The sequence below is a fragment of the Mycobacterium colombiense genome (genome assembly GCF_001672755.1).
GTDB classification, from domain to species: Bacteria; Actinomycetota; Actinomycetes; order Mycobacteriales; family Mycobacteriaceae; genus Mycobacterium; species Mycobacterium colombiense_C.
Genome location: NZ_LZKI01000073.1, coordinates 72602 through 97275, shown reverse-complemented (window position 1 = coordinate 97275; position 24674 = coordinate 72602). Strand labels below are relative to the sequence as shown.

Below are 24674 nucleotides of genomic sequence, written 5' to 3'. Positions count from 1 at the left end.
GGCAAGGCACGTAAGCGGTGAGTCGAACGGGCGGTAGATGCGCGTCGGCGGACTGCTGGCGGCACAAGGGGTGAGTCGGCGTTTCCTGAACCTTCGGCGCTGAGTCCGCTGTACTCACGGAGAAGATCGCCCTGGCCCAACTTCACAGCCTCCAACCGTACTTCAACCAACGACAGATGCCGTGGAAATCAGAGCGGGGCCTAGTGTGCCTTGATTTGTCCGACTACGTCGGTGAATACCTCTACGCCGTCAATGCGGTGAGGGATACTAAGGTCTGACACGGGCAGCACAAGATTCACCTTTACTGCCCAGCCACCGTCGTGACGCATCAGCCCGATGCCATTTACTTCACTGACCGAGGCCAGCCGCTTCCCTAGTGCGTTCTTAACGGCACGTGCCTGCGATATCTCTGCTGCCACGGCACTCACCACAGTTCCTCGATTGACAACTCTCGAAACACAAAATCCAACGGGTTGACATACGTCACGCCAACCCCATCCGGTCCGCCTGTGTCACTACCGGCGAAGAGCAGGCCCAGCGCCGACGTAGAGTCAGCGTCGACGACCAGAGATCCGGAATCTCCACCCAGGCTGAACGGTCTACCGTCAGCACCGGAAACCTCGATTTGACCGTCAAAGCGCATTAGTCCTGCGTCGAACTTCACTACCACGTCGTCAACCTCGATTGCAGTGACGCGCCCCCGAGTAAGTCCGGTCGTCCGCCCCACCTTTACAACATGCTTAGCCTTGTCAACGTCGGCAAGTCCGCGGATAGTTCCGAGCTTCGGAAAGGTAGGGTCAAACGAGACGTCTTCGTCGATCAGCGCTACCGCGGCATCCACGACATTTGTCCGGTCCACGTGGAGGATGACGAAGTCTTCTAGCGCTGCGACACCGTGCTTTGAAGCGATTCCACCGTCGATAGATCCAGGCTGCAGTATGGAATCGCCCTTGACTCCCCGGTTCTCATCGGCCAAAACGTGATTGTTTGACAGGATCCTTGCTCGAGAGTCTGCTCGCATTCGAACGATCGCACCGAGAGTTCCTGCAGTGATGGCGTAATGCCCTGCCGAGATGCCTGGATGTATTGGCCGAGTACGGCGACGGTAACCCGTTGCCGCCCCAGAGGTTTGCTTGAAGAGTAACCCAACATACTGAACGTCAGCCTCGCCTTTGGCTGCATCGACGATCGCTGGCACTCGGCTTCCCGAGAGGAAGTCTTGATGCTGGATTCTTACCGCTAAGCGATAGTCGTCTGCTTTCTGACCTGGTGCCACACCTAGCGCTATTCCGGGTTGGACGCTTCCGATCTCGCTGATCCGCTCGGCGGGCAAACTAACTGTCGGCGCGGCCTGCGGAAGTAAACCGCCTGGTCGCGGGGTCGGGCCAACCAGTTCAGCCTTAAGTTCTCGGACGGACTCTAGTCGCACGGGCTGTCCTTTCTAGCGAAGGAAACCGCGGGAGTTATCACGGAAGGTTACCTCTACGCGCACCGTTTGAGCTTCCTATGCGCTCCAGTCCTGTACATCGCCAACGACGTCAGCGGTGAGCTAACCAGCCGACGCTCGAAGTGGGACTGATGCTTGCGCGTTGGCGAGGCTGGCAGTCGCCATGCCGCTTCCGTGAGTAAGTCAGCCATGGCATCGAAAGCTTCGGACAAGCAGTCGTTCGCAACCTACTTGGGAGATACCCACACCTTAGGTGTGGGTATCTCCCAAGTAGGTGCGATCTGGTGTCCAGACTGAAGCGTGACAATCGCCGAGCCTTGGAGCGCAGCTTTGTCGCGCCGACAGCTAGCACCGTCACGTTTCTCGGCCAAGTACTTCTCAACGTCGCTCAGACGGTACCGGACCTGGAAACGTGGCTTTCGCACTCTGCGGGACGCGAAGTCGTGGGCGAACAGTGTCGAAGTCAAGAAGATGACCGGCGACTACGTCGCGCCGTCGCTCGGCAAGATCACGGTAGGCGAGCTTGGTCCTGCGTGGTTAGAGCGGACAAGAGGTCACATGAAACCCAGCGGATATCGCTCCTACGACAGTGCTTGGCGTGTGCACGTGCAACCACGCTGGGCGTCAGTCACGATTGCGGATGTCCGCTACAGCGATGTCCAAGCGTGGATCGCCGAGCTGTCGGGGCAAGCGAGGTCCGGTGATCGTTCACACCGCCTACTCAGTGCTGGCCCGCATCCTGGATGACGCGGTGCGCGATCGGAGGCTGACCACTAACCCCGCCCGTGGAGTCAAGTGGCCGCGTCGGGCGCGGCGCCAAAACGTCTACCTCAGCGTGGAGCAATTGCACCGGCTGGCCGATGAGTCGGGCCGCTACCGCTCTTTGGTGCTGCTCCTTGGTGTCGGTGGGCTGCGGTGGGGTGAGGCAGCCGCGCTGAGCGTGGCCGATATTGATTTCTCGCGTCGCCGCGTAAAACTGCACCGCAACGCAGTCACAGTCGGGCGGCAAAGCTGGGTCGGCACGCTCAAGTCGGGCAAGAACCGGAGCGTGGCTCTGCCCACGTTTGTCATTGATGCACTGGCCACGACCGCGGAAGGAAAAAGCCGCGACGAACTGATGTGGCCATCCCAGGCTGGTGGGCACCTGGGCCCACCTTCGGCAACCTGCTCGTGGCTTTCTGGCAGCGGTAGCCCGCTGCCAGAAAGCGGATAAGTCTTTCCCTCGGGTGACTGCTCACGCATTGCGGCACACGGCGGCATCGCTGGCCATCTCGGCGGGTGCTAACCCAAAGGTGGTGCAGCGGATGCTCGGTCACGCCAGCGCTGCCATGACCCTCGATGTATATGCAGATCTGTTCGATTCTGACCTCGATGCGGTGGCCGACCGGCTCGAAAATGTGCTCAAAATGTGCTCGCCAGGCACTCGGTCGCACGCACATTCGGTGGAGGAATAGCTTCTAACAGCGCATATTCCGGTCAGAGGTCGGAGCCCCCTGTCAGGATTGAACTGACGACCGCTCGCTTACAAGGCGAGTGCTCTACCACTGAGCTAAGGAGGCGGGGTTGAACCGGACCCAGCCTAATCGGTCAGTCGTCGGTCTCGATCACGCGCGCTGAGCGCACCGCCCGCGACGACGGACGCCGGCGCCCCGGCAGCGGAATCCGGTCGGCGATGTTGCTCAGCGGGTTGACCACCATGGTGAGCGCGATGACGGCGTCCTGCAGCGTGGCGATGGCGGGTTCGAGCGCCTCCATCCCGGGCGTGAGCCGGGCCAGGGTGTCGGCGACGTCGGCGAGCTGATCCAGCGGCCCGTTCTTGGCCGTCAGCTTGTCGACGAGGCCGCCCTCGGCCAGCAGCCGGTCGGCCAGCCCGTCTTCGGCCAGCAGGCGCTCGATCAGACCCTCCTCCGCGACCAGCTGATCGGCCAGCCCGCCGGGCTGCAGCGTGCGGTGCAGAGCGCCGCCCTCGGCGGTCAACCGGTCCAGCAGGCCGCCTTCCGCCGTCAGCATGTCGACCACCCCGCCCGGGCGCAGTAGGCGGTCGATCGGACCGTCCGCCGCTATGGCCCGGCCCAGCGGCGCATCGTCGTCGAGCAGTCTGGCCAGCCGGTTGGCCCTGACGATCGCGTCGTCGATGCCCAGCATGGACGTCATGGCGTTGGTGCCGCCGGCACCGCCCTCACCCAGCGCCCGCTTGGCGACGCCGACGGCCGCGGTCGCGACGCCCAAACCCGCATCCGCGGCGGCCAGCCCCACCCGGGCGGGTGCGGTCGCAGCCGACACGATGTTTCTGGCGAGGTTCATCCCACGAGTCTATTCGCGACGCAGGCCGGTAAAGGGCTTTACGTCCCAAGGCAATGCGACGATTCCTGGCAGACTACTATCAGTCTGTTGGCACTGAGCTTTCAGGAAGTACACAACCTTTACATAGCGAACGTTCAAGCAAGGGACATGAGCATCTGATGACTTCTACAACCCCAAATGACACGAAACCGGAGGCCCGCGTCCTCGTCGTCGATGACGAAGCCAACATCGTCGAGCTGCTCTCGGTGAGTCTGAAATTCCAGGGGTTCGAGGTCTGTACGGCCACCAACGGCGCCCAGGCCCTGGATCGGGCGCGCGAGGCCCGGCCCGACGCGGTGATCCTCGACGTGATGATGCCGGGCATGGACGGATTCGGGGTGCTGCGACGGCTGCGCGCCGACGGCATCGATGCGCCCGCACTGTTCTTGACCGCGCGGGATTCCTTGCAGGACAAGATCGCCGGGCTGACGCTGGGCGGCGACGACTACGTGACGAAGCCGTTCAGCCTCGAAGAGGTCGTCGCCCGGTTGCGGGTCATCCTGCGCCGCGCGGGCAAAGGCGGCGCCGAACCGCGCAGCGCGCGGCTCACTTTCGCCGACATCGAGCTCGACGAGGAAACCCACGAAGTGTGGAAGGCAGGCCAGCCGGTATCGCTGTCGCCGACCGAATTCACGCTGCTGCGTTACTTTGTGATCAATGCCGGCACGGTGTTGAGCAAACCCAAGATCCTCGACCACGTGTGGCGCTACGACTTCGGAGGTGACGTCAATGTCGTCGAGTCCTATGTGTCGTACCTGCGCCGCAAGATCGACACCGGGGAAAAGCGGCTGCTGCACACCCTGCGCGGGGTGGGCTACGTACTGCGGGAACCGCGCTGAACCTGGCGGCGGCGAGAAGTAGATCAATGGAAACCAAGCCTCGACGTGGATTGCCCCTTCGGATAGGGCTCGTCGCCGCGACCCTGGCCCTGGTCGCCTGCGGCCTCGCCGTGTCCGGCATCGCGGTGACGTCGATCCTGCGGCACAGCCTGGTCAGCCGCATCGACTCCACGCTGCTCGACGCGTCCCGCGGCTGGGCGCAGGCCCCGCGGCGGCAGTCGCCGCCGCCCTACGAGGGGCCCGACCCGGGCCGGCCGCCGTCGAAGTTCTATGTGCGCGGCGTCAGCATCGACGGCACCCCGTTCACCGCCATCAACGATCGCAACGCCGAACCGGCGTTACCGGCCAACAACGACGTGGGCCCCAACCCGACGACGCTGCCCTCGGTGAACGGCACGGACATTCAGTGGCGGGCCGTCTCGGTGCGTGGTCCGCACGGGCTGACCACGGTCGCGATCGACCTCTCCGACGTCCAGCACACGGTCAGCTCGCTGGTCTGGCTGCAGATCGGCATCGGGGTGGCGGTGCTCGCCGTGGTCGGCATCGCCAGCTTCGCGGTGGTGCAGCGCAGCCTGCGGCCGCTGGTCGAGGTCGAGCAGACGGCCGCGGCGATCGCCTCCGGTCAGCTGGATCGCCGTGTGCCGGAACGAGATCCGCGGACCGAGGTTGGTCGGCTGTCCCAGGCGCTGAACGGGATGCTCGCGCAGATCCAGCAGGCGCTGGCGTCCTCGGAGTCCTCCGCGGAGAAGGCCCGCGGCTCGGAACACCGGATGCGCCGGTTCATCACCGACGCCAGCCACGAACTGCGCACCCCGCTGACCACCATCCGCGGCTTCGCCGAGCTGTACCGCCAGGGCGCGGCCCGCGACGTCGCGATGCTGTTGTCGCGGATCGAGAGCGAGGCGTCCCGGATGGGCCTGCTGGTCGACGACCTGCTGCTGCTGGCCCGCCTCGACGTGCAACGCCCCCTCGAACACCATCGGGTGGACCTGCTGGCGCTGGCCAGCGATGCCGTGCACGACGGGCAGGCGATCGACCCCGGGCGCACCATCACCATGGAGGTCCTCGACGGACCCGGCACCCCGGAGGTGCTCGGTGATGAGGCGCGGATCCGCCAGGTGCTGAGCAACCTGGTCGCCAACGCCCTACAGCACACCCCGGAAAGCGCCGACGTCACCGTGCGGGTCGGCACCGACGGCGACGACGCCGTGCTCGAAGTGGCGGACCAGGGGCCCGGTATGAACCAGGAGGACGCGTCGCGCGTCTTCGAGCGGTTCTATCGCACCGATTGGTCGCGGGCACGGGCGAGCGGCGGTACCGGACTGGGGCTATCCATCGTCGAGTCGCTGGTGCGCGCGCACGGCGGCGCCGTCAGCGTGACCACCGCGCCCGGCGAGGGCTGCCGCTTCCGGGTGACGCTGCCGCGCATCAGCGACGTGCCCGCGTCCGAGCCGGTTCACGCCAACTGAGCCAGCGCGGCCTTGATCTTGGCCTGTGCCTCGTCCAGCGATTCCGCCGACGGGTTGCGGTCGACGTTGGCGAAGCCGAAGTCGCTGAGGCTGCGGGTGGGGAAGACGTGCACGTGCAGGTGCGGTACCTCCAGCCCGGCGATGATCAGGCCGGACCGCTCGGTCCTGAACGCCTTGCTCACCGCCTTGCCGATCAACTGGCTCACTTCCATGACCCGGGCGAAGGCCGCACCGTCGACGTCCTGCCAGTTGTCGATTTCGGCGCGCGGCACGACGAGCGTGTGCCCCTGCGTCATCGGCTCGATCGTCAGGAACGCGACGACGTCGTCGTCCTCGTAGACGAAGCGGCCGGGAAGTTCACGGTTGATGATCTTGGTGAAGATCGACGCCATGGGCCCCAGCATAGGTGCGGCGATCGGGAGACCCCGACTCAGTCCTCCTTGCCGAACTCCATCACGTCGAGGTTCCAGTACCCGCGCATGTTGGTGATCAGGCCGGCTTCGTTGACCTTGTAGGTGAACACACCGCGCACCTTGCTGGTGACGCCGCCTTCAAACCTGCTCTGCAGCACCAGAATATGAGCGATCTCGTCGGGCGAACTCGACGGGAACGTCTCCTCACACGTGATGGTCAGCTGGTTCTGCGCGATGTTGTTGTCGAAGAATTCGCCGACGGCCTCCTTGCCGCGCACCCCGGTGCCGTCGGGGTTGGTGACGGACTGGCCGATCGGGTCCTCGATGACGACGTCGTCGGTCATCAGCGCGAGCCAGCCCTCGCGGTCCTTGCCCTGTGCGCAACGCCAGGACGATTGCGACGCCGTCAGTGCGGGGGTTTGGGCGGTTTGGGTCATCGTGGTTTCTCCTGTCACTAAATAGCGCACGCGGCGCGCGCGCCTTCCTCGGTGGCTTTGCGGATCAGGCCGAGTCCGGTGCAGTCGCCGGCGGCGTGCACCTCGACGCCCGGCAGGGCGTCGACGATCGCGTCGAACAGGGCGGTGTCGGGCTCGACCGTGCCGGCCAGCACGACGCTGTCGGCGGCCAGTCGCCGGGTCGTTCCGCCCGCGGGGGTGAATTCCACCGCATCGGCGGTGATGTGTTCGATGGCCGCGCGGACGTGCACGGTGACGCCAAGCCGGTCGAGACGATCCATGTGTTCGGTCTTGCGCTTGTTTCCCACTTCGGGAGCGATGTCCTTGCCGGCTTCGAGTATGGCCACCAACCGGCCCCGGCTGGCAAGGAATTCGGCCAATTCGAGGGCGACCAGGTCGGCGCCGACGATGACGACGCGGCGTCCGATCGGCATCCACGCCCGGCTGGCTAACCGGATCGCGGCTGGCCGCAAGAGCCGCTGCGGCCAGCCGGACAACGCGGAGGCGCCGATGCGCTGCCAGGTCGGAGCACCGGATTGCGCACGGCCACTGAGTAATTCGCGCAGCCCGGGCCCGGTGTGCACGTGCGCGCGATCGGCGCCGGGAATGTGGGGTATGACGACGCGGCCGCCGGTGGCCACCACCACGGCGTCCGGTGCGGCCGCGACGACGTCGTGCACCGAGGCCGGGTGGCCAAGCCGCACCTCGGTGGTGCCTGCCTTGAGCTCGTCGCACAGATAGCGGAGAAACGGCTGGTTCTCCGGGTGCAGCACCGACGCCCAGCGCAACGCCCCGCCCAGCTGTGGGGCGCGCTCGAACAGCGTGACGTGGTGGCCGCGTTCGGCGGCGACGCGCGCGGCCTCCAGCCCTGCCGGTCCGCCGCCGATCACCACCACCCGTTTCGCGCGGTCGGTGCGGGACGCGGACAGCTGACGCTCCTTGCCGGTACGCGGATTGACCGCGCAGTCGACGGAGAAGCGTTGTTCCATTGCGTCGATGCAGTTTTCACACGAGATGCACTTGCGGACCCGGTGTGCCTCGCCGGATGCAATCTTGCGCGGCAGGTCGGGGTCGGCCAACAGTGGACGGCCCATGGCGATGAAGTCCGCGCGGCCGTCGGCCAGGATCCGCTCCGCGCCGGCCGGGTCGTGGATGCGGCCGACGGCTATGACCGGCACATCGACCACCTGCTTGACCGCGGCCGCGGCTCCGACGTTGAGTTCGTCGCCGTCGTCGGCGCCGTTGACCATGCCGGTGACCAGCCGATCGATCACCCCGCCGCTGACGTGGAAGGCGTCGACGCCGGCAGCGACGAGTTCGGGTGCCAGCCGGGCGGTTTCGTAGATAGCCCGGCCCCCGGCGACGCGTTCGTACCCGGAAATGCGCAGCGTGATCGGCAGGGCATCGCCGATCTCGGAGCGAATCGCGGCCAATGCCTCGAGCACCACCCGCACCCTGCCGCGCGCCGAGTCGCCGCGGTAGTCGTCGGTGCGCCGATTGCGTTGCGGCGCAAGGAAGGAACCCAGCAGCATGTAGCCGTGCGCGGCGTGCAGCTCGATACCGTCGTAGCCGGCCTCGACGGCACGCCGGGCCGCGGCCTTGAACAGATCGAACACCCCGGTCAGCTGCTGCGCGCTGATCTCGGCCGACGGGCGCCCGGTGAGGTAGGAGGGAATCACCGAGGGCCCCAACGATTCGACACCGAAGATCTCCGGCCCCAGGCCGTCGGGCCCGGCGTGCACGATCTGGGGCTGGATCTTGGCGCCGTGCTCGTGCACCACCTCCACCAGCGCCCGGTGCGCGCTCACGGCGTCGTCGGTGGCCAGGTGCAGGCCGCCAGGAGTCTCAGGGTGATGATGGTCAATCCCGGTGGCGCCCAACGTGATCAGTCCGACCCCGCCGCGGGCACGTGCCGCGAAGTAATCGCGGGTGCGCTCCGACGGAAGTCCGTCCGGCGTGCCGTACATCGTCTCCATCGGAGACATGACCAGGCGGTTGCGCACGCTCATGGCGCCGATTCGTCCCGGCGCCATCAGGTGGCCGAAGCCGGTCACTGAGCGGACGCGGCTGATAAGTGGTTACCGGTCGGCGTCGGTGAACCGGATGACGCCGCGAATGTTCTTGCCGTCCAGCATGTCCTGGTAGCCGTCGTTGATCTGCTCCAGCTTGTACTGGCGGGTGATCATGTCGTCCAGGTTCAGCTTGCCGGCCTTGTACATCGACAGCAGCTGCGGGATGTCGTACTGCGGGTTGCCGCCACCGAAGATGGTGCCCTGCAGGTTCTTCTGCATCAGGGTCAGCATCGCCAGGTTCAGGTTGACGTTGGTGTCCAGCAGGCTGCCGATGGCGGTCAGCACGCAGGTGCCGCCCTTCTGGGTGATGTTCAGGTAGTTGTCGACGTCGGCGCCCTGGAGCTCGCCCACGGTGACCACGACCTTGTGGGCCATCAGGCCGTAGGTGACCTCGGCCATGCCCGCCATCGCGGCCATGATGTCGGGGTAGACGTGGGTGGCGCCGAACTTGAGCGCCTGGTCGCGCTTCCACTCGATCGGGTCGATCGCGAAGATGTAGCGGGCGCCGGCGTTGACGGCTCCCTGCAGCGCTGCCATGCCGACCCCGCCGACGCCGACGATGGCGACGTCCTGGCCCGGGCGGATGTCAGCGGTGCGGACCGACGAACCGTAGCCGGTGGTGACGCCGCAGCCGACCAGCGCGGCGACCTCGAAGGGGACGGACGGGTCGATCTTCACCACCGAGCTGCGGTGCACGACCATGTACGGGGAGAACGTGCCCAGCAGCGTCATGGGGTAGACGTTCTGACCCTTGGCCTGGATGCGGAAGGTGCCGTCGGACACCGCGGCGCCGCCGAGCAGGCCGGCGCCCAGGTCGCACAGGTTGCGCATGCCGGCCTGACAGGTCGGACACTGCCCACACGACGGGATGAACGACAGCACGACGTGGTCACCCGGGGCGATGTCTTCCACACCCGGACCGACCTCGGTGACGATGCCCGCGCCCTCGTGGCCGCCCAGCACCGGGAATCCGGCCATCGGGATGCCCCCGGTGACCAGGTGATGGTCGGAGTGGCACATGCCCGCCGCTTCCATCTGGATCTTGACCTCATGCGCTTGCGGGTCGCCGATCTCGATTTCCTCGATAGACCAGGGCTGGTTGAACTCCCAGATCAGTGCGCCTTTTGTCTTCACGATGGTCCTGACCCCATTTCGCCTTTGAATGAATTGATCAGCGCTGACCGGCCCTTCATGCCGGCCAGCTAGGTGACGGGTGCCACAGGCACCCTTGTCGCGTCAGCATAGCGCGTGCAACGAATCAAATGCTTGGTTGGCTCCCGCTGTCACCAGATGGGGACGGGGGCCTCGCCAAGCGGGTAGTAACCGGGCAGCTTTTCGCCGGCGATGCTGCGTTCGATCCGCTTCTGCATGCCCTCGCTCAGGTCGCCGGACTCGATGAGTTTGCCGAACATGTACGCGACGTGACCGAAGTCGAAGAAGTCGCGCTGCCACTCGATCTGCCGGTCACCGTTGAGCCGGAACCAGCTGCCGCCGATGCCGTAGATCTCGTCCTGGGTGCCGTCGGTCTTGTTGACGATCTGCTTCCAGAAGCCGACCACCTCGCCCTGCTTCTCATCGATGAGCACCTTCTGGTACTCGTACACCCAGTTCTCCAGGCCCTCCATCTCCAGCCCCAGGGCGACGTCGCGGATTTCGTCGACGCCGACGCACATCACGTCTTCCTTGGGGCCGATGTTCCAGCCGTAGGTGGCATCTTGGGTGTAGAAGTCCGCCAACGGTCGCCAGTCACCGGCCTTCTCGCAGTCCTTGTTGGCCTGCAGCCAGCGGTCGACCCATGCCTCGAGATCTTCGCGCGAGTGTGACGCCATTGTCCTCAATCTTCTTTCTCTTTGATGAAAAGTGCTTGCGTTGGGCACATATCGACCGCGCGCTCAATTTCGTCGCGGGCGTCTTCGGGCGGTTCGGGGTCGACGATCTCGACCTTGCCCCGCCTGGGCACCCGGAAGTAGTCGGGCGCCTCCAGTTCGCACATGGCGTGGCCCTGACACAAATCCAGATCCGCTTCGATTCTGAATCCGCCCATCGGACTTACTCCTTACGCGCTGCGCTTGCGGTAACGGACCTTGGCCGGCCGGGCCAGCTGCACGACCATCTTGGAGTGGTCGTTGTGATAGCTGTCCGCGGGCTGCGCCATCTCGAACTCGTACTCGCGCAACAGGACCGAGAAGATCGCCTTGATCTGCATCTGGGCGAACGCGGCGCCGACGCAGCGGTGCCGGCCCGCGCCGAACGGAATCCAGGTCCACCGGTTGACGATGTCGGCCTGCTCGGGCTTGTTGTAGCGGTCCGGGTTAAACGCATCCGGGTCGGGAAAGTCCTCGGGAATCCGGTTCGAGATCGCCGGGGACGCCGCGACGTAATCGCCGTCGTGAATCGGAAAGCCCTCGACCTCGAACTCGCCCTGGGCGACCCGCATCAGGATGATCAGCGGCGGGTGCAGCCGCAGCGTCTCCTTGACAACGTTGTCCAGCTTCGGAATCGACCGCAGCGCATGGAAACTCACCTCCTGGCCGTCGGCGTAGAGCTCCTCGAGTTCGGCCAGCACCTCGGCGTACACGTCGGGATGCCGGATCAACTCGATCAGGGTCCACGCCGAGGTCCCGGAACTCGTGTGGTGCCCGGCGAACATCAGCGAGATGAACATCCCGGTGACCTCGTCGGCGGAGAACCGCGGGTTTCCGTCCTCGTCCTTGATCGACACGAGGACGTCGAGCATGTCGCGGTCGGCCTTGTCCTCCGGCGGGTTGGCCAGCCGCTGGTTCATGATTTCCTGCACCAGCGCAACGAGTTTGACGCGGGCCTCATCGCGACGCCGGAAACTCTCGATAGGCAGGTACGGGTCGACGTAGCACAGCGGGTCGGTGCCGCGTTCCAGCTCGTGGTAATACTCCGCGAACCGGTGGTCGAGCTGGTTGCGGAATTTCACGCCGATCAGGCAGGCCGTCGAGGTATAGATGGTCAACTCGGAGAAGAAGTCGAGCAGCTCGATCTCGCCCTCGTCACCCCAGTCGGCGATCATCCCCTTCACTTGAGCCTCAATGGTCGCGGCGTGGCCCTTCATCTGCTCGCCGCGCAGCGCCGAATTATGCAGCATCTCCTTGCGCCGCTCCGGGCTGGCGTCGAACACCACACCCTTGCCGAAGATCGGCGCCATGAACGGGTACGCCGCAGCCTGGTCGAGGTCTTCGTCGGCGGACCGGAAGAAGAACTCGTTGGCACCCGCGCCGGACAGCAGGATGACGTGCTTGTCCACCAGCTGGAACCAGCCGACGTCGCCACACTCGTCGCGGACGCGCTTCATCAAACCGATTGGGTCGGTGCGGAATTCCTCGAGGTGGCCGTGCTCTTCTTCGCCGCCGGAAACCCGGGGCACAGTGGCAGTGGAAGTCATGACGGCATCCCCTCTTCGCCGAGTGCGAGTTTCTGGCGATCTTTGTTGTCGGCCAACGGGGCTTCGGGCTGAAGCTCCATGTTCGCGATGAAGCCACCGCGCGGTGTCTCGGCGACGAACGTGATGGCGCGTCCCAAATCCGCCGCGCGCAGGAAGTAGTCGTGCCGGGCCTGGCCCCACTTGGCCCAGTCCTCCAGTGCGGGTCCGATCTTCTCGGCCGGCAGGCTCCAACCCATCGACGTCTTCGTCGGGCCGGGATGCACGATCGAGGCCCGCACGCCGGTGCCCTCGAGTTCCATCTGGAAGTTGGTGACCATCGCGACGAGGGCGGCCTTGGCCGCGCCGTAGGCGCCCATGTGTGGCCGCTGGCGCAGGGCCACATCGGAACCCACGAAGATCAGGTCGCCGCGTCGCCGGTCGAGCATGCCGGGCAGCACCGCGGCGGCCAGCCGGTTGGCGCCGACCAGGTGGATCTGCAACTGCGACTCGAACTCGTCGGTGGTGATCTCGGCGAGCTTGCCGAAGTAGGTGTCACCGGCGCCGGCCACCAGCACCTCGATATCACCGAGCGCCTCGGTCGACTGTGCGACAAACGATTTCACCGAGTTCGGATCGGTGACATCCAGGTGGAATCCGACCGCCTCGCCGCCGTTGGCGTTGATCTTGCCGACGATGTCGTCGAGCTTTTCGACCCGGCGGGCGCCGAGGGCGACGGGAAAGCCGTGCGCCGCGAGTTCGATGGCGGTTGCCTCTCCGATGCCGGAGGACGCACCTGCCACGATGGCGGGCCGGCGGTCGGGCAAGGGTTCAAACCGGGGCATTCAGCGGACCTCCACGCTCATTGGTAGGTGAGCGAATCCGCGGACATTGCTCGAGTGGACGCGGACGGCGTTGGCCTCGTCCACCTCGTAGCCGCGGATTCGCTTGAACAACTCGGTGAGCGCGACCCGGGCTTCCATCCGCGCCAGATGCGCGCCCAGGCAGAAGTGTGCGCCGCTACCGAAACTCAATAGTTTGGGCCCGATTTCGCGCCCGATCAGGTAGTCGTCGGGTTTGTCGAAGACCCGCTCATCGCGATGCCCGGACCCGGGCAGCAGCAACAGGACATCGCCCTCGGGAATGGTGGTGTCGTAGAGGGTGAGATCGCCGGCCACGGTGCGGGCCAGGATCTGGCTGGAGGTGTCGTAGCGCAGGGTCTCTTCGACCCACAGCGGCACCCGCGACAGGTCCTCGTAGACCGGCGCCAGCTGATCCGGGTTCTTGTGACCCCAAAACGCGGCATTGGCAAGCAGTTTGGTGGTGGTCTCGTTGCCCGCGATCACCATCAGGAACATGAAGCCGAGCACCTCGTCATCGGTGAGCCGGTCGCCGTCGATCTCGGCCTCCAGCAACGCCGAGGTCAGGTCGTCGGTCAGCTTGTCGCGCCGCTCGGCCACCATGCCCTGGTAGTAGACGATCAGGTTGAGGGAGGCCTCCACCGCCTCGGGCGGCACGTCGGTGACGCCCTCCTCGCGGTGCATCACCCCGTCGGCCCAGGCCCGCACCTGATCCCGATCCGGCTCGGGGACGCCCATCAACTCGGAGATGACGTCCATGGGCAGTTTGCCGGCGAACTCGTCGACGTAGTCGACCGCACCGTCCTTTGCCTTGGCCAGCATCGCGTCGAGATGCTGGGTCGCGATCTCGGTGACGCGGGGCTCGAGTTCGCGAATGCGGCGCGGGGTGAAGCCTTTTGAGACCAGCGTCCGCAGCCGCAGGTGGGCGGGATCGTCCATCGCCAGAAACGACATCGTCTTGCTGGCGTGCGGGCCTCGCGACGCCGGGTCCAGGGAGACGCCGAACTTGTTGGAAAGCGTTGTGCTGTTGCGGAATCCCTGCAGCACGTCCTGGTGCCGCGACAACGCCCAGAACTTCAGCTCGTCATTGCGATACAGCGGCGCATCGTCGCGCAGCCGCTTGTAGTAGGGGTACGGATCTTCGTGGAAGTCGTAGTCGTAGGGATCGAGGACCAGCTCGTGGTCGCCCACATGGACGGTCATTTAGGTTCTTGTCTCCTGGCTTGTGTTCCCGGGGCCGGGCAGGATCAGGTTCACTACATAGGCCAATTGGTCGGCGATCTGGTGATAGGTGAACTGGCCACTGGCGGCCTGTACCAATGCGCCGAAGAACATCATCTCGAGCGCGGCCACCGTGTTCGAGTCGGCGCCGGGCCCGATCGCCGTCGCGATGCGCCGGTGGATCTCCGCCCCGATGCGGTCGCGCACGGCGCCCACCGCCGGATCGGCGCCGCCGCCGAGCAATGCCGTCGTGCACGCGGCGCCCACCTCCGGCTCGTCGGCGACCACCAGCGCCAGGTGGCGCAACACCTTGTCCACTCGGACCGGCATCGGGTCGTTGACGTCGGTGAAGAACGGAACCTGCCGCACCAGGTCCAGATAGACCTCGGCGATCAGGTGGTTCTTCGACGAGAAGTAGGTGTACGCGGTGGCCGGAGCGACTTTGGCGCGGGCGGCGACCGCGCGCACGGTCAGGTCGGCGTACGACTTCTCCCGCAATGTCTCGATGCCGGCCACCAGCACCTTGCGGAAGGTCTCCTCCTGGCGACGGTTGCGGGCCGGCTGACCGGTCTGGCGGTCGCCGTCGGATGTGATCGTCACCAGTGCGTCGCTGGACACATGTCCAAGCTAGTGGATCGAAATGGCGTGAAGCAAGCCCGCGGCACAAATATGCTGTGTAATGGCCATTTATTCCAGCATTTCGGGCGACGTTCGAGATCGGCCCTTGCACCGCCGGGAACCTGGCGACTATGGTTCGATCGGACAATATCGGACAACTGTCCACCAGATTGGCGTGCCGGGTTGGCCGCGCGCAGACGGGAGCGGGAGATGGCCTTGTTGGCCGACGGCGTGAGTGAACTCTTCATCGACGGCAAGCTGTCGGCCGGCAGCGCCGGCAACTTCCCCACGGTGAACCCGGCTACCGAGGAGGTGCTCGGAGTCGCCGCCAACGCCGACGCCACCGACATGGACCGCGCCATCGACGCCGCGCGGCGCGCCTTCGACGAGACGGACTGGTCCCGCAACACCGAATTGCGGGTGCGCTGCATACGACAGCTGCGCGACGCGATGCGCGAGCACATCGAAGAACTGCGCGACATCACCATCGCCGAGGTCGGCGCCCCCCGGATGCTCACCTCGGCCGCCCAATTGGAGGGACCGGTCGGCGACCTGAGCTTCGCGGCCGACACCGCCGAGTCCTACGAGTGGAACTCCGACCTCGGCCAGGCATCGCCGATGGGCATCCCGACCCGGCGCACGATCGCGCGGGAAGCCGTCGGTGTCGTCGGCGCCATCACCCCGTGGAACTTCCCGCACCAGATCAACCTCGCCAAACTGGGACCAGCGCTGGCCGCCGGCAATACCGTGGTGCTCAAGCCCGCACCGGATACACCGTGGTGTGCAGCGGTGCTCGGTGAAATCATCGCCGAACACACCGACTTCCCGCCCGGCGTCGTCAACATCATCACGTCGAACGACCACCGGGTGGGCGCGCTGCTCTCGAAAGACCCTCGGGTGGACATGGTTTCGTTCACCGGGTCGACCGCGACCGGCCGCACCGTGATGGGCGATGCCGCCGCGACCATCAAGCGGGTGTTCCTGGAGCTGGGCGGCAAGTCGGCTTTCGTCGTTCTCGACGATGCCGACCTTGGCGGGGCGTGCTCGATGTCGGCGTTCACCGCGGCCATGCACGCCGGCCAGGGCTGCGCCATCACGACCCGGCTGGTGGTGCCGCGGGCCCGTTACGACGAGGCCGTCGCCATCGCTGCGGGCACCATGGGCTCGATCAAGCCCGGTGATCCCGACGACTCCGGAACCGTGTGCGGGCCGGTGATTTCCGCGCGGCAACGGGACCGTGTGCAGAGCTACCTCGATCTGGCGATCGCCGAGGGCGGGACGTTCGCCTGCGGCGGCGGCCGCCCGGCGGACAAAGACCGCGGCTTCTTCATCGAACCCACCGTCATCGCGGGCCTGACCAACGACGCGCGGCCCGCCCGGGAGGAGATCTTCGGGCCGGTGCTCACTGTGATCGCCTACGACGGCGAAGACGACGCGCTGCGCATCGCCAACGACTCGCCATATGGCTTGTCGGGCACCGTGTTCGGCGCCGACCCCGAGCGTGCGGCCAACTTCGCCGCGCGGATGCGGGTGGGCACCGTCAACGTCAACGGCGGCGTCTGGTACTCCGCCGACGCGCCGTTCGGCGGATACAAGCAATCCGGCAACGGACGCGAAATGGGCGTGGCCGGCTTCGAGGAGTACCTGGAAATCAAAACCATTGCCACAGCTGTGCAGTGACCGCGCCAAATAGGCGACCGAGAGGAAAACATGCGATTCGAGAATAAAGTCGGCATCGTCACCGGGTCCGGCGGCGGCATCGGGCAGGCGTACGCCGAGGCGCTGGCCCGCGAGGGCGCGGCGGTGGTGGTCGCCGACATCAACGCCGAGGCCGCCGACGCGGTCGCCAAGCAGATCGTCGCCGACGGCGGCACCGCCATCAGCATCCCGGTCGACGTGTCCGACCCCGCATCCGCCAAGGAGATGGCCGACCGCACGCTGGCCGAGTTCGGCGGCATCGACTACCTGGTCAACAACGCCGCGATCTTCGGCGGCATGAAGCTCGACTTCTTGCTCACCATCGACCCGGAGTACTACCGCAAGTTCATGAGCGTGAACCTGGACGGCGCGCTGTGGTGCACCCGTGCGGTGTACAAGAAGATGGCCAAGCGCGGCGGCGGAGCGATCGTCAACCAGTCGTCCACCGCCGCCTGGCTTTACGCGAACTACTACGCCCTGGCCAAGGTCGGGCTCAACGGCCTGACGCAACAACTCTCCCGCGAACTGGGTGGCCAGAATATCCGGATCAACGCGATCGCCCCCGGCCCCATCGACACCGAGGCCAACCGGACCACCACCCCCAAAGAGATGGTCGACGACATCGTCAAGGGTCTGCCGCTGTCGAGGATGGGAACGCCTGCGGATCTGGTCGGCATGTGCCTGTTCCTGCTCTCCGACGAGGCGTCGTGGATCACCGGACAGATCTTCAACGTTGACGGCGGGCAGATAATCCGATCATGACCGACAATCTCAAGCTGGGGTACATCGGGCTGGGCAACATGGGCGCGCCGATGGCCACGAAGATGATCGAATGGCCCGGCGGGGTAACGGTTTACGATATCCGCACCGAGGCGATGACCCCGCTGGTCGAAAAGGGTGCCAGCCTGGCTGACAGCGTCGCCGACATCGCCGCCGCCGACATCATCCACATCACCGTGCTCAACGACGCCCAGGTGCGTGAGGTGGTCGGCGAGCTGGCGGCCCACGCGAAACCCGGGACCGTCCTCGCGATCCACTCGACCATCAGCGACACCACGGCGGTCGAGCTCTCGGCCGAACACAAGCCGCGGGGCATCCACATCGTCGACGCGCCGGTCAGCGGCGGGGCCGCCGCGGCGGCGAAGGGCGAGCTCGCCACCATGGTGGGTGCCGAGCGCGAGGTCTACGAGAAGATCAAGCCGGCGTTCAAACACTGGGCGGCGATGGTCGTCCACGCCGGTGAGCCGGGCGCAGGAACCCGAATGAAGCTGGCGCGCAACATGTTGACGTTCACCTCGTACGCCGCGGCGTGCGAGGCCATGAAGCTGGCCGAGGCGGCCGGGCTGGACCTGCAGGCCCTGGGCCGGGTGGTCCGCCACACCGACGCGCTCACCAGCGGTCCGGGTGCGATCATGGTCCGCGACAACATGAAAGACATTGAGCCGGACAACTTTTTATACGAGCCCTTCGTGCACACCCGCGGCCTGGGGGAGAAGGACCTGAGCCTGGCACTTGCCCTCGGCGAGGCGGTGTCGGTCGACCTGCCGCTCGCCCAATTGGCCTACCAGCGGTTGGCCGCGAGCCTTGGGGTTCCGCACACAGAGAAAGAGGCGTGATGGACGAGCTGCGCAGCAAGGGTCTCGCAAAGATGAACGAGGTCTACGGCTGGGAGATGCCCAACGTCGAAGGCGACGCGTACTTCGACCTGACCGTGGACCACCTGTTCGGCAGCATCTGGACGCGACCGGGATTGTCGATGCGCGACAAGCGCATCATGACGCTGACGGCGGTCACCGCGATCGGCAACCGCGACCTGGCCGAAATCCAGATCAACGCAGCACTTCTCAACGGCGAGCTCACCGAGACCGAGCTGAAGGAGATGGCCGTCTTCCTCACCCATTACCTGGGCTTCCCGCTGGGTTCGGCGCTCAACGGCGCGGTTGACGCCGTGGTGGCCAAGCGCAAGAAGGCCGCGGCGAAGGGATCCGGTGAGGACAAGAAGGCCAACGTGGATGCCGCGTTGAAGATGCACTCGGGCGAGTGATCCACCAATCTCACTACGGCTGAACGCCTTCGGGCATCACGTATTCGGAGATCGGCCCGGCCACCCCGTTGATCGTCGTTCCGCCGTTGATGATGCCCGGCGCCATCTCCAGCATGTTATGCGGGAATCCGAACCGCGGCTTGGTCAGCGCGCCGAGCCGGGCGAGCTCGTCGGCGCTCAGGTTCACGTCGACGGCCCGGACGTTGTCCTCGAGCTGGGAGAGCCGGCGCGCCCCGATGATGACGGACGAGACGGCGCGCTGCCTGAAGCGGCTCGAGGCCGCGGGGTTCGTGCGCCGTGAGATCGACCCGTGCGATCTGCGTCGCCACCGGCTGCTGCTCACCCCGGCCGGACGCCAGGCCGCCAGGAAAGGCCTGACGCTGCTCTCCGCCGAGTTCGACAAGCGCCTCGGACGCCTCACCGTCGCGCAGCGCAACGACCTCAGGGCGCTGCTGGAGAAAATCGTCTGAATCCGGGGACGGTGGGCGTGGGCCGTTTGACCGGGCTAGTCTGACGTGTCGTGCGCGTCCTGGTGATTGGTTCCGGTGCCCGTGAACATGCGTTGCTGCTGGCGCTTCGCAAAGACCCCGAGGTCACGGGGCTGGCGATCGCTCCCGGCAACGCCGGAACCGCGCGGCTGGCCGACCAGCACGACGTCGATGTCACCTCGACCGACGACGTCGTCGCCCTGGCCCGCGAGGTACGCGCCGACCTGGTGGTCATCGGCCCCGAGGTGCCGCTGGTCCTCGGGGTGGCCGACGCCGTGCGGGCCGCCGGCATCGCCTGTTTCGGTCCCAGCAAGGACGCCGCCCGCATCGAAGGCTCCAAGGCGTTCGCCAAAGAGGTCATGGCCGCGGCCGGGGTGCGCACCGCGACCAGTGAAATCGTCGACAGCCCCGCACATTTAGACGCCGCCCTGGACCGGTTCGGGCCGCCGGCCGGGGATGCGGCCTGGGTGGTGAAGGACGACCGCCTGGCCGCCGGCAAGGGCGTCGTGGTGACCGCGGATCGCGGTGTCGCCCGCGCGCACGCCGCCGGGCTGCTCGAGGCGGGGCACCCGGTGCTGTTGGAGTCCTACCTGGACGGCCCGGAGGTGTCGCTGTTCTGCGTCGTCGACGGCGCAACCGTGGTGCCGTTGTTGCCGGCGCAGGACTTCAAGCGTGTCGGCGACGGCGACAGCGGGCCGAACACCGGCGGCATGGGCGCCTACGCGCCGGTCCCGTGGCTTCCCGACGAGGTGTATCGAGACATGGTCAGCAACATCGTCGAACCCGTTGCGGCCGAGATGGTTGCGCGGGACAGCTCGTTCAGCGGATTGCTCTATGCCGGCCTTGCGATCACCGCGAACGGACCCGCGGTGGTCGAATTCAATTGTCGCTTCGGCGATCCCGAGACACAGGCGGTGCTGGCGCTGCTGGAATCGCCGCTGGGCCAGCTGTTGTACGCGGCGGCCAGCGGCACCTTGGCGGACTTCGGCGAGCTGCGCTGGCACGACGGCGCGGCCGTGACGGTGGTGCTGGCGGCGGAGAGCTACCCCGGACGCCCCCGCGTGGGAGACGTCATCGTGGGCTCGGAGGCCGACGGGGTGCTGCACGCCGGAACGGCGCGGCGCGACGACGGCGAGATCGTCTCGTCGGGTGGCCGGGTGCTGTCGGTGGTGGGCACGGGCGCCGACCTGACGGCCGCCCGGGCCCACGCGTACCAGGTCGTGCGTTCGATTCGCCTGCCGGGCAGCCATTTCCGCAGCGACATCGCACAACTGGCGGCAGACGGAAAGATCCGTGTCTAGAAGGCGGCGGCCTGACCGTCCCGGCGCGGATCGCTGGCCGCGAAGTAGCCGCCCTCGAGGCGCCAGATCGCCTGGCAGCTTCCGAATTGATTGTAGTCGTCGACGGCAACGAGATCGTGTCCGCGGCGGCGTAATTCGTCCAGCGTCGAATCCGGGAAACCTCTTTCGCAGCTGACCTGCATACCCTCGACCCACCGGAACCGCGGGCCGTCACATGCCGCCTGCGGGTTCTGCCCGTGGTCGGCGATGCGCACCATTACCTGCACGTGACCCTGGGGCTGCATCATTCCGCCCATCACCCCGAAGCTCATGACCGGCGCGCCGTCTTTGGTCACGAATGCCGGGATGATGGTGTGGTAGGGACGCTTGTTCGGGGCGACGGTGTTCGGATGTCCAGGGGTGGCAACGAAATTCGCGCCCCGGTTTTGCAGGGAGATCCCGGTGCCCGCGACCACCACGCCCGAACCGAACCCCATGTAGTTCGACTGGATCATCGACACCATCATCCCCGCGGCGTCGGCCGCGGTGAGGTAGACGGTTCCGCCCGCGGGGGCCCCGGCGGATGCGGGCTTGGCCCGTCCGCGGTCGATCAGCCCCGCGCGCCGCTTCAGGTACTCGTTGTCCAACAGGAGTTCCGGCCCCAGCGGCATGTGCTCGATGTCGCCGACATAGGCCTGGGCGTCGGCGAACGCCAGTTTCACCGCTTCGATCTGTAGATGCACGCTGTCAGCGGAATCCGCTGGCAGCGATGCCATGTCGAAATGCTCCAGAATGCCCAGGGCGATCAGCGCGACGATGCCCTGACCGTTGGGGGGAATCTCGTGGACCGTGTATCCGCGGTAGCCGCCGTCTATCGTGCCCACCCAGTCGGCACGGTGGGCCGCCAGATCGCTGGCCCGCATGGCGCCGTCGTTGTCCAGCGCGTGCGCCTCGAGCCTGGCCGCCAGTTCCCCGCGGTAGAACGCTTCGCCGTTGGTCGCGGCGATCGTCTCCAGTGTCGCGGCATGATCCGGCAAGCTGAAACGCTCACCCGGTTTCGGCGCCCGCCCGCCGGGCAGAAACGCCGTGGCAAAACCTGGCTGGCTTTCAAAGAGCGGCACCTGCGCCGCCCATTGCTGCGCGACGGTCGGCGAGACCGGAAAGCCGTTGCGGCCGTAGGATATTGCGGGTTCGAAGAGCCGCTCGAACGGCAGCCTACCGAATTTGGCATGTAGTTCGGTCCACGCCGACACCGCGCCGGGCACGGTCACCGAATTCCAGCCCAGGACGGGAACGCCGTTGCCGCCGAAGTACTCCGGCGTCCACGCCGCGGGCGATCGGCCCGAGGCGTTCAGGCCGTGCAGTTGCTTGCCGTCCCACACGATGGCGAAGGCGTCCGAACCGATGCCATTGGACACGGGCTCCACGATCGTCAGGGTGATGGCCGTGGCGATGGCCGCGTCCACGGCGCTGCCGCCCTGCGCGAGCATCCGCAGGCCCGCCTGCGCGGCGAGCGGTTGCGATGTGCACACAACGTTTTCCGCCAGGATGGGCTTGCGTGGCCAGGCGTAGGGGAGGGTCCAGTCGAAAGGTGCGGTCACCTCCGCGAGCGTAACGCTACGGCGGCTGTCGGCGTCATATCGTGCCGAGCGGTCAGGCCGTCAGCAGCGGTGCCATCCAGGTGAGCTCGGCGGGCAACTGCGAGCTCCAAAATGCCCCGTCGTGGCCACCGGGCGAGAAGCCACCGGCCGGCGGATTGGGCAGTTGCGCGATGAACTGCTTTGTCGCGGAATAGAACGGATCGCTGTCGCCGCAATCGATCCGGATGGGGATCGAGGCCAGGGCGGGCATGCCGAACACCGAGTTGGCCGCGAAGTCGTCCGGCCCGTCGAAGGCTCCTGGTGCGGCCGCACCCGAGGACATCCACAGCGCCGGGCTCACCGCGCAAATCGCCGCGGTGCGGGCCGGTCCCAGCCGTCCGCCCAGCAGCAATGCGCCGTAGCCGCCCATCGACCAGCCCAGGAACGCCACCCGTGAAGTGTCCAGATTCTGGTTGCCCAGCATCGGGATGAGCTCGTCGAGCACCATGGCGCCGCTGTCCTCGCCGGACGACCGTTTGTGCCAATAGCCGCCACCGCCGTCGACGGCGACCACCGCGAACGGTGGCAGTCCGGCATCGACGGCCTGCGCCAGACCGTGTTCGACGCCGCCCGCCATCACGGTGGACGCGTCACTGCCCTTGCCGTGCAGCGCGATCACTGGTCGCAGCGGCTTCGTCTGGCCCGGCGGGCGCGCGATGGCCCAATTCGTGTTCGCCCCGCCGCGCGCGGCGGAGACGAAGGAACCGGTCACCATCGTCGGCGCGGCCGCCGCCGGGGGAGCCGGGTCGCGAGGCGGACTGGGCGGCGGCGCCAACGGCATCTGGGTAGCAGCCGTCGATGCCGGCATCGCGTGAGATGTGCGGGGCTCTAACAGGATGTCGAGCGCATAGGCACCCACCGCTCCCACGGCCGCGCTGGCGCCGAGGCCGAGCAGGGCGCGTCGGCTCAAGTCGGGCATGCGGGCCATTATGCCCCGGCCGTTTGGCCGAAATGGCAATGCAGTACCACTTTGGCTGGCACGATGGCTACTCGTGACGGCAGCGGTTACTCCAAAAGGAGAACGTCGACGGTACGCGCTCGTCAGCGCCGCCGCCGAGCTGCTGTCCGAGGGCGGCTTCGAAGCCGTGCGGCACCGGGCGGTTGCCCGGCGGGCCGGATTGCCGCTGGCGTCCACCACTTACTACTTCTCCTCCCTCGACGATCTGATCGCGCGCGCCGTCGAACACACCGCGATGATCGAAGTGGCGCAGTTGCGGTCGCGGGTCAGCGGCTTGTCGCGTCGACGTCGGGGGCCGGAGACCATCGCCGAGGTGCTGGCCGATCTGCTCGTGGGCGACGTGTCCGGCCCGGACCGCACCGATCAGCTGATCTCGCGATACGAGCGGCACATCGCGTGCACCCGGCTGCCCGCACTGCGCGAGACCATGCGCCGCAGCCTGCGCCAGCGCGCCGAGGCGATCGCCGAGGCCATCGAGCGCTCGGGCCGTTCGGTGCACATCGAACTGGTGTGCACGTTGATCTGCGCGGTCGACGGTTCGGTGGTGTCGGCCCTGGTGGAGGGCCGGGATCCGCTAGCGGCGGCGCAAGGTGCGGTGGTCGACCTCATCGAGGTGCTCGCCCCCATCGATAAGCGGCCCGTGCAGATCTGACCGACCGCTACGCGCGGACCGGATCCGCCGGCAGCGACGGCGTCACGATGTACCCGGTGTCCAGGTCGCCGTAGATCGTCACGTTCCCGGGGCTGCGCTGCGCGTACAACGCCACATAGGCGCAGACCACGGCGTCGACCGGATCCTCCGCGCGGCGCAGCTCGCTTTTGCGCTGCGCGGCCGCGACGGCCCGGCGCAGCGCGACCCAGCCGGCATGCCCGGCCACCCGGAGCGGCACCGGGGCCTGCGCCAGCCGCTCGACGCCGTCCATCAGCAGCAACAGCTCGGATTTAAGCCCGTCCACCGTCCGACCGGGCTTCGCCTTGTATTTCAGGGTCCGCTCCAGGCGGAACAGAGCGACCGTCGCCGCATGCGGGTAGACCTCGATGGCGCGCCGGGCGGCCGGCGATCGCGGATCCAGATCCAGGCCCAGCGCCGCGGCCAGCCGGCCCGCGCGCGGACCGTTGGCGAACTCGGGCTTTCCGGTGTTGCAGGGGTGGGCACCGGCCTCGTACCTACGGAAATCGCGGTTGAGCGCGGTCTCGGCGGGACGCTGGCCGGTCGGGTTGGTCACCACCAGGGGCGCATCGAACGCGACCAGGCAATCGCCCCGCACATGGGGGCGTAACGCGGCGAGGATCTCGTCGTCGTCGCGGACCGCGCACACACTCAGCAGAGCGCCGCCCGAGTCGACGACGGCGACGCCGGTCGGGTTACGACCCACCCAGGCGAGGTCGACGCCGGCGAAGTACATCCGCATAGGCTATGACCGCGACCGTAAGCTGTGTG

28 protein-coding genes and 1 tRNA gene are annotated in these 24674 nt (G+C 66.7%); 12 read left to right on the top strand and 17 right to left on the bottom strand.

Features of this window, described 5'->3' with window-relative positions:
* Window positions 1-424: 424 nt before the first annotated feature.
* Window positions 425-976, bottom strand: a complete 552-nt coding sequence (locus A5708_RS26170) for a hypothetical protein (RefSeq protein WP_155765964.1) — start codon at window positions 974-976, stop codon at window positions 425-427.
* Window positions 977-1747: 771 nt separating this feature from the next.
* On the opposite strand from A5708_RS26170, the gene A5708_RS27970 reads away from it, so the two are divergent.
* Genes A5708_RS27970 through A5708_RS27780 form a run of 3 tightly spaced genes read left to right on the top strand, consistent with a single transcriptional unit; the run spans window position 1748 to window position 2901 of the window.
* Window positions 1748-2194: an Arm DNA-binding domain-containing protein gene (locus A5708_RS27970; protein ID WP_196772590.1), complete on the top strand. Its 447-nt coding sequence runs from the start codon at window positions 1748-1750 to the stop codon at window positions 2192-2194.
* Window positions 2148-2660, top strand: a complete 513-nt coding sequence (locus A5708_RS27785; RefSeq protein ID WP_196772589.1) for a tyrosine-type recombinase/integrase — start codon at window positions 2148-2150, stop codon at window positions 2658-2660. The genes A5708_RS27970 and A5708_RS27785 overlap by 47 nt, the downstream gene beginning before the upstream one ends.
* Window positions 2584-2901, top strand: coding sequence for a tyrosine-type recombinase/integrase (locus A5708_RS27780; protein ID WP_196772588.1), 318 nt, complete (start codon window positions 2584-2586; stop codon window positions 2899-2901). The genes A5708_RS27785 and A5708_RS27780 overlap by 77 nt, the downstream gene beginning before the upstream one ends.
* Window positions 2902-2934: 33 nt before the next feature.
* On the opposite strand, the gene A5708_RS10185 is transcribed toward A5708_RS27780, so the two are convergent.
* Window positions 2935-3006: transfer RNA gene (locus A5708_RS10185), tRNA-Thr, on the bottom strand.
* A gap of 28 nt (window positions 3007-3034) precedes the next feature.
* Window positions 3035-3751 (bottom strand): hypothetical protein, encoded by a 717-nt coding sequence (locus tag A5708_RS10180; RefSeq protein ID WP_065028495.1) that lies wholly within the window; start codon window positions 3749-3751, stop codon window positions 3035-3037.
* A gap of 158 nt (window positions 3752-3909) precedes the next feature.
* Here A5708_RS10180 and phoP point away from each other — a divergent pair, with 158 nt between their 5' ends.
* The gene (phoP, locus tag A5708_RS10175) at window positions 3910-4629 is read left to right on the top strand and encodes a two-component system response regulator PhoP (RefSeq protein WP_065028494.1); all 720 of its coding nucleotides are present in this window, start codon (window positions 3910-3912) and stop codon (window positions 4627-4629) included.
* A 26-nt stretch (window positions 4630-4655) separates the two neighbouring features.
* The gene (locus A5708_RS10170; protein WP_065028493.1) at window positions 4656-6098 is read left to right on the top strand and encodes a sensor histidine kinase; all 1443 of its coding nucleotides are present in this window, start codon (window positions 4656-4658) and stop codon (window positions 6096-6098) included.
* Here A5708_RS10170 and A5708_RS10165 read toward each other — a convergent pair.
* The 10 genes from A5708_RS10165 to A5708_RS10120 all read right to left on the bottom strand — a co-directional run bounded on the left by A5708_RS10165 (window position 6086) and on the right by A5708_RS10120 (window position 15125).
* Window positions 6086-6490 carry an HIT family protein gene (locus tag A5708_RS10165; RefSeq protein ID WP_065028492.1) on the bottom strand — a complete coding sequence of 135 codons (405 nt, stop codon included), beginning with the start codon at window positions 6488-6490 and terminating at the stop codon, window positions 6086-6088. The genes A5708_RS10170 and A5708_RS10165 overlap by 13 nt on opposite strands.
* 38 nt (window positions 6491-6528) lie before the next feature.
* Window positions 6529-6948 carry a ketosteroid isomerase family protein gene (locus A5708_RS10160; protein ID WP_065028491.1) on the bottom strand — a complete coding sequence of 140 codons (420 nt, stop codon included), beginning with the start codon at window positions 6946-6948 and terminating at the stop codon, window positions 6529-6531.
* A 17-nt stretch (window positions 6949-6965) separates the two neighbouring features.
* Window positions 6966-9020, bottom strand: a complete 2055-nt coding sequence (locus A5708_RS10155; RefSeq protein WP_065028490.1) for an FAD-dependent oxidoreductase — start codon at window positions 9018-9020, stop codon at window positions 6966-6968.
* Between the two features lie 24 nt (window positions 9021-9044).
* Window positions 9045-10172, bottom strand: a complete 1128-nt coding sequence (locus A5708_RS10150) for an NDMA-dependent alcohol dehydrogenase (RefSeq protein WP_065028489.1) — start codon at window positions 10170-10172, stop codon at window positions 9045-9047.
* Window positions 10173-10321: 149 nt separating this feature from the next.
* Entirely contained in the window at window positions 10322-10867 is a 546-nt protein-coding gene (locus A5708_RS10145) for a hypothetical protein (protein ID WP_065028488.1), read from the bottom strand.
* Window positions 10868-10872: 5 nt separating this feature from the next.
* Entirely contained in the window at window positions 10873-11082 is a 210-nt protein-coding gene (locus tag A5708_RS10140) for a ferredoxin (RefSeq protein ID WP_065028487.1), read from the bottom strand.
* A 12-nt stretch (window positions 11083-11094) separates the two neighbouring features.
* The gene (locus A5708_RS10135) at window positions 11095-12450 is read right to left on the bottom strand and encodes a cytochrome P450 (RefSeq protein WP_065028486.1); all 1356 of its coding nucleotides are present in this window, start codon (window positions 12448-12450) and stop codon (window positions 11095-11097) included.
* Window positions 12447-13271: an SDR family oxidoreductase gene (locus A5708_RS10130; RefSeq protein ID WP_065028485.1), complete on the bottom strand. Its 825-nt coding sequence runs from the start codon at window positions 13269-13271 to the stop codon at window positions 12447-12449. Before A5708_RS10130 ends, A5708_RS10135 begins: the two co-directional genes overlap by 4 nt.
* A complete protein-coding gene (locus A5708_RS10125) occupies window positions 13272-14489 on the bottom strand; it encodes a cytochrome P450 (protein WP_065028484.1) in 1218 nt (405 codons plus the stop codon).
* Window positions 14490-15125: a TetR/AcrR family transcriptional regulator gene (locus A5708_RS10120; RefSeq protein ID WP_065028483.1), complete on the bottom strand. Its 636-nt coding sequence runs from the start codon at window positions 15123-15125 to the stop codon at window positions 14490-14492.
* Window positions 15126-15335: 210 nt separating this feature from the next.
* Between A5708_RS10120 and A5708_RS10115 the strand changes: the two genes are divergently transcribed.
* The 4 genes from A5708_RS10115 to A5708_RS10100 are packed head-to-tail and all read left to right on the top strand — an operon-like array spanning window position 15336 to window position 18867.
* Entirely contained in the window at window positions 15336-16805 is a 1470-nt protein-coding gene (locus A5708_RS10115; protein ID WP_065028482.1) for an aldehyde dehydrogenase, read from the top strand.
* 30 nt (window positions 16806-16835) lie between these two features.
* Entirely contained in the window at window positions 16836-17585 is a 750-nt protein-coding gene (locus A5708_RS10110) for an SDR family oxidoreductase (RefSeq protein WP_064951354.1), read from the top strand.
* Window positions 17582-18439, top strand: a complete 858-nt coding sequence (locus A5708_RS10105; RefSeq protein WP_065028481.1) for an NAD(P)-dependent oxidoreductase — start codon at window positions 17582-17584, stop codon at window positions 18437-18439. The genes A5708_RS10110 and A5708_RS10105 overlap by 4 nt, the downstream gene beginning before the upstream one ends.
* Window positions 18439-18867: a carboxymuconolactone decarboxylase family protein gene (locus tag A5708_RS10100; RefSeq protein ID WP_065028480.1), complete on the top strand. Its 429-nt coding sequence runs from the start codon at window positions 18439-18441 to the stop codon at window positions 18865-18867. Before A5708_RS10105 ends, A5708_RS10100 begins: the two co-directional genes overlap by 1 nt.
* Window positions 18868-18880: 13 nt before the next feature.
* Here the strand turns inward: A5708_RS10100 and A5708_RS26165 are convergent, their stop codons facing one another.
* Window positions 18881-19054 carry a hypothetical protein gene (locus A5708_RS26165; RefSeq protein ID WP_231117864.1) on the bottom strand — a complete coding sequence of 58 codons (174 nt, stop codon included), beginning with the start codon at window positions 19052-19054 and terminating at the stop codon, window positions 18881-18883.
* Between the two features lie 49 nt (window positions 19055-19103).
* Here A5708_RS26165 and A5708_RS10095 point away from each other — a divergent pair, with 49 nt between their 5' ends.
* Window positions 19104-19337: a MarR family winged helix-turn-helix transcriptional regulator gene (locus A5708_RS10095; protein ID WP_231117863.1), complete on the top strand. Its 234-nt coding sequence runs from the start codon at window positions 19104-19106 to the stop codon at window positions 19335-19337.
* Between the two features lie 50 nt (window positions 19338-19387).
* Complete coding sequence (gene purD, locus A5708_RS10090) at window positions 19388-20656, top strand: phosphoribosylamine--glycine ligase (protein ID WP_065028479.1); 1269 nt, start codon at window positions 19388-19390, stop codon at window positions 20654-20656.
* On the opposite strand, the gene A5708_RS10085 is transcribed toward purD, so the two are convergent.
* Together A5708_RS10085 and A5708_RS10080 are read right to left on the bottom strand one after the other, a co-directional pair.
* Window positions 20653-22236: a gamma-glutamyltransferase family protein gene (locus tag A5708_RS10085; protein ID WP_065028478.1), complete on the bottom strand. Its 1584-nt coding sequence runs from the start codon at window positions 22234-22236 to the stop codon at window positions 20653-20655. The two genes, purD and A5708_RS10085, sit on opposite strands and share 4 nt — an antisense overlap.
* Before the next feature lie 52 nt (window positions 22237-22288).
* Window positions 22289-23206, bottom strand: a complete 918-nt coding sequence (locus tag A5708_RS10080) for an alpha/beta hydrolase-fold protein (protein WP_065028613.1) — start codon at window positions 23204-23206, stop codon at window positions 22289-22291.
* A 61-nt stretch (window positions 23207-23267) separates the two neighbouring features.
* Between A5708_RS10080 and A5708_RS10075 the strand changes: the two genes are divergently transcribed.
* Entirely contained in the window at window positions 23268-23885 is a 618-nt protein-coding gene (locus A5708_RS10075) for a TetR/AcrR family transcriptional regulator (protein ID WP_065028477.1), read from the top strand.
* 7 nt (window positions 23886-23892) lie between these two features.
* On the opposite strand, the gene A5708_RS10070 is transcribed toward A5708_RS10075, so the two are convergent.
* A complete protein-coding gene (locus A5708_RS10070; RefSeq protein ID WP_065028476.1) occupies window positions 23893-24639 on the bottom strand; it encodes a DUF429 domain-containing protein in 747 nt (248 codons plus the stop codon).
* Window positions 24640-24674: the final 35 nt, after the last annotated feature.

What these genes read in the sequence shown, in the direction of transcription:
- A5708_RS10130 (WP_065028485.1), bottom strand. Translation starts at nt 13,271, where the DNA reads ATGCCCCGGTTTGAACCCTTGCCCGACCGCCGGCCCGCCATCGTGGCA.
- A5708_RS10115 (WP_065028482.1), top strand. Translation starts at nt 15,336, where the DNA reads ATGGCCTTGTTGGCCGACGGCGTGAGTGAACTCTTCATCGACGGCAAG.
- A5708_RS10110 (WP_064951354.1), top strand. Translation starts at nt 16,836, where the DNA reads ATGCGATTCGAGAATAAAGTCGGCATCGTCACCGGGTCCGGCGGCGGC.
- A5708_RS10170 (WP_065028493.1), top strand. Translation starts at nt 4,656, where the DNA reads ATGGAAACCAAGCCTCGACGTGGATTGCCCCTTCGGATAGGGCTCGTC.
- A5708_RS10095 (WP_231117863.1), top strand. Translation starts at nt 19,104, where the DNA reads ATGATGACGGACGAGACGGCGCGCTGCCTGAAGCGGCTCGAGGCCGCG.
- A5708_RS10125 (WP_065028484.1), bottom strand. Translation starts at nt 14,489, where the DNA reads ATGACCGTCCATGTGGGCGACCACGAGCTGGTCCTCGATCCCTACGAC.
- A5708_RS10145 (WP_065028488.1), bottom strand. Translation starts at nt 10,867, where the DNA reads ATGGCGTCACACTCGCGCGAAGATCTCGAGGCATGGGTCGACCGCTGG.
- A5708_RS10140 (WP_065028487.1), bottom strand. Translation starts at nt 11,082, where the DNA reads ATGGGCGGATTCAGAATCGAAGCGGATCTGGATTTGTGTCAGGGCCAC.
- A5708_RS10105 (WP_065028481.1), top strand. Translation starts at nt 17,582, where the DNA reads ATGACCGACAATCTCAAGCTGGGGTACATCGGGCTGGGCAACATGGGC.
- A5708_RS10165 (WP_065028492.1), bottom strand. Translation starts at nt 6,490, where the DNA reads ATGGCGTCGATCTTCACCAAGATCATCAACCGTGAACTTCCCGGCCGC.
- A5708_RS10100 (WP_065028480.1), top strand. Translation starts at nt 18,439, where the DNA reads ATGGACGAGCTGCGCAGCAAGGGTCTCGCAAAGATGAACGAGGTCTAC.
- A5708_RS10180 (WP_065028495.1), bottom strand. Translation starts at nt 3,751, where the DNA reads ATGAACCTCGCCAGAAACATCGTGTCGGCTGCGACCGCACCCGCCCGG.
- A5708_RS10135 (WP_065028486.1), bottom strand. Translation starts at nt 12,450, where the DNA reads ATGACTTCCACTGCCACTGTGCCCCGGGTTTCCGGCGGCGAAGAAGAG.
- A5708_RS10070 (WP_065028476.1), bottom strand. Translation starts at nt 24,639, where the DNA reads ATGTACTTCGCCGGCGTCGACCTCGCCTGGGTGGGTCGTAACCCGACC.
- phoP (WP_065028494.1), top strand. Translation starts at nt 3,910, where the DNA reads ATGACTTCTACAACCCCAAATGACACGAAACCGGAGGCCCGCGTCCTC.
- A5708_RS10160 (WP_065028491.1), bottom strand. Translation starts at nt 6,948, where the DNA reads ATGACCCAAACCGCCCAAACCCCCGCACTGACGGCGTCGCAATCGTCC.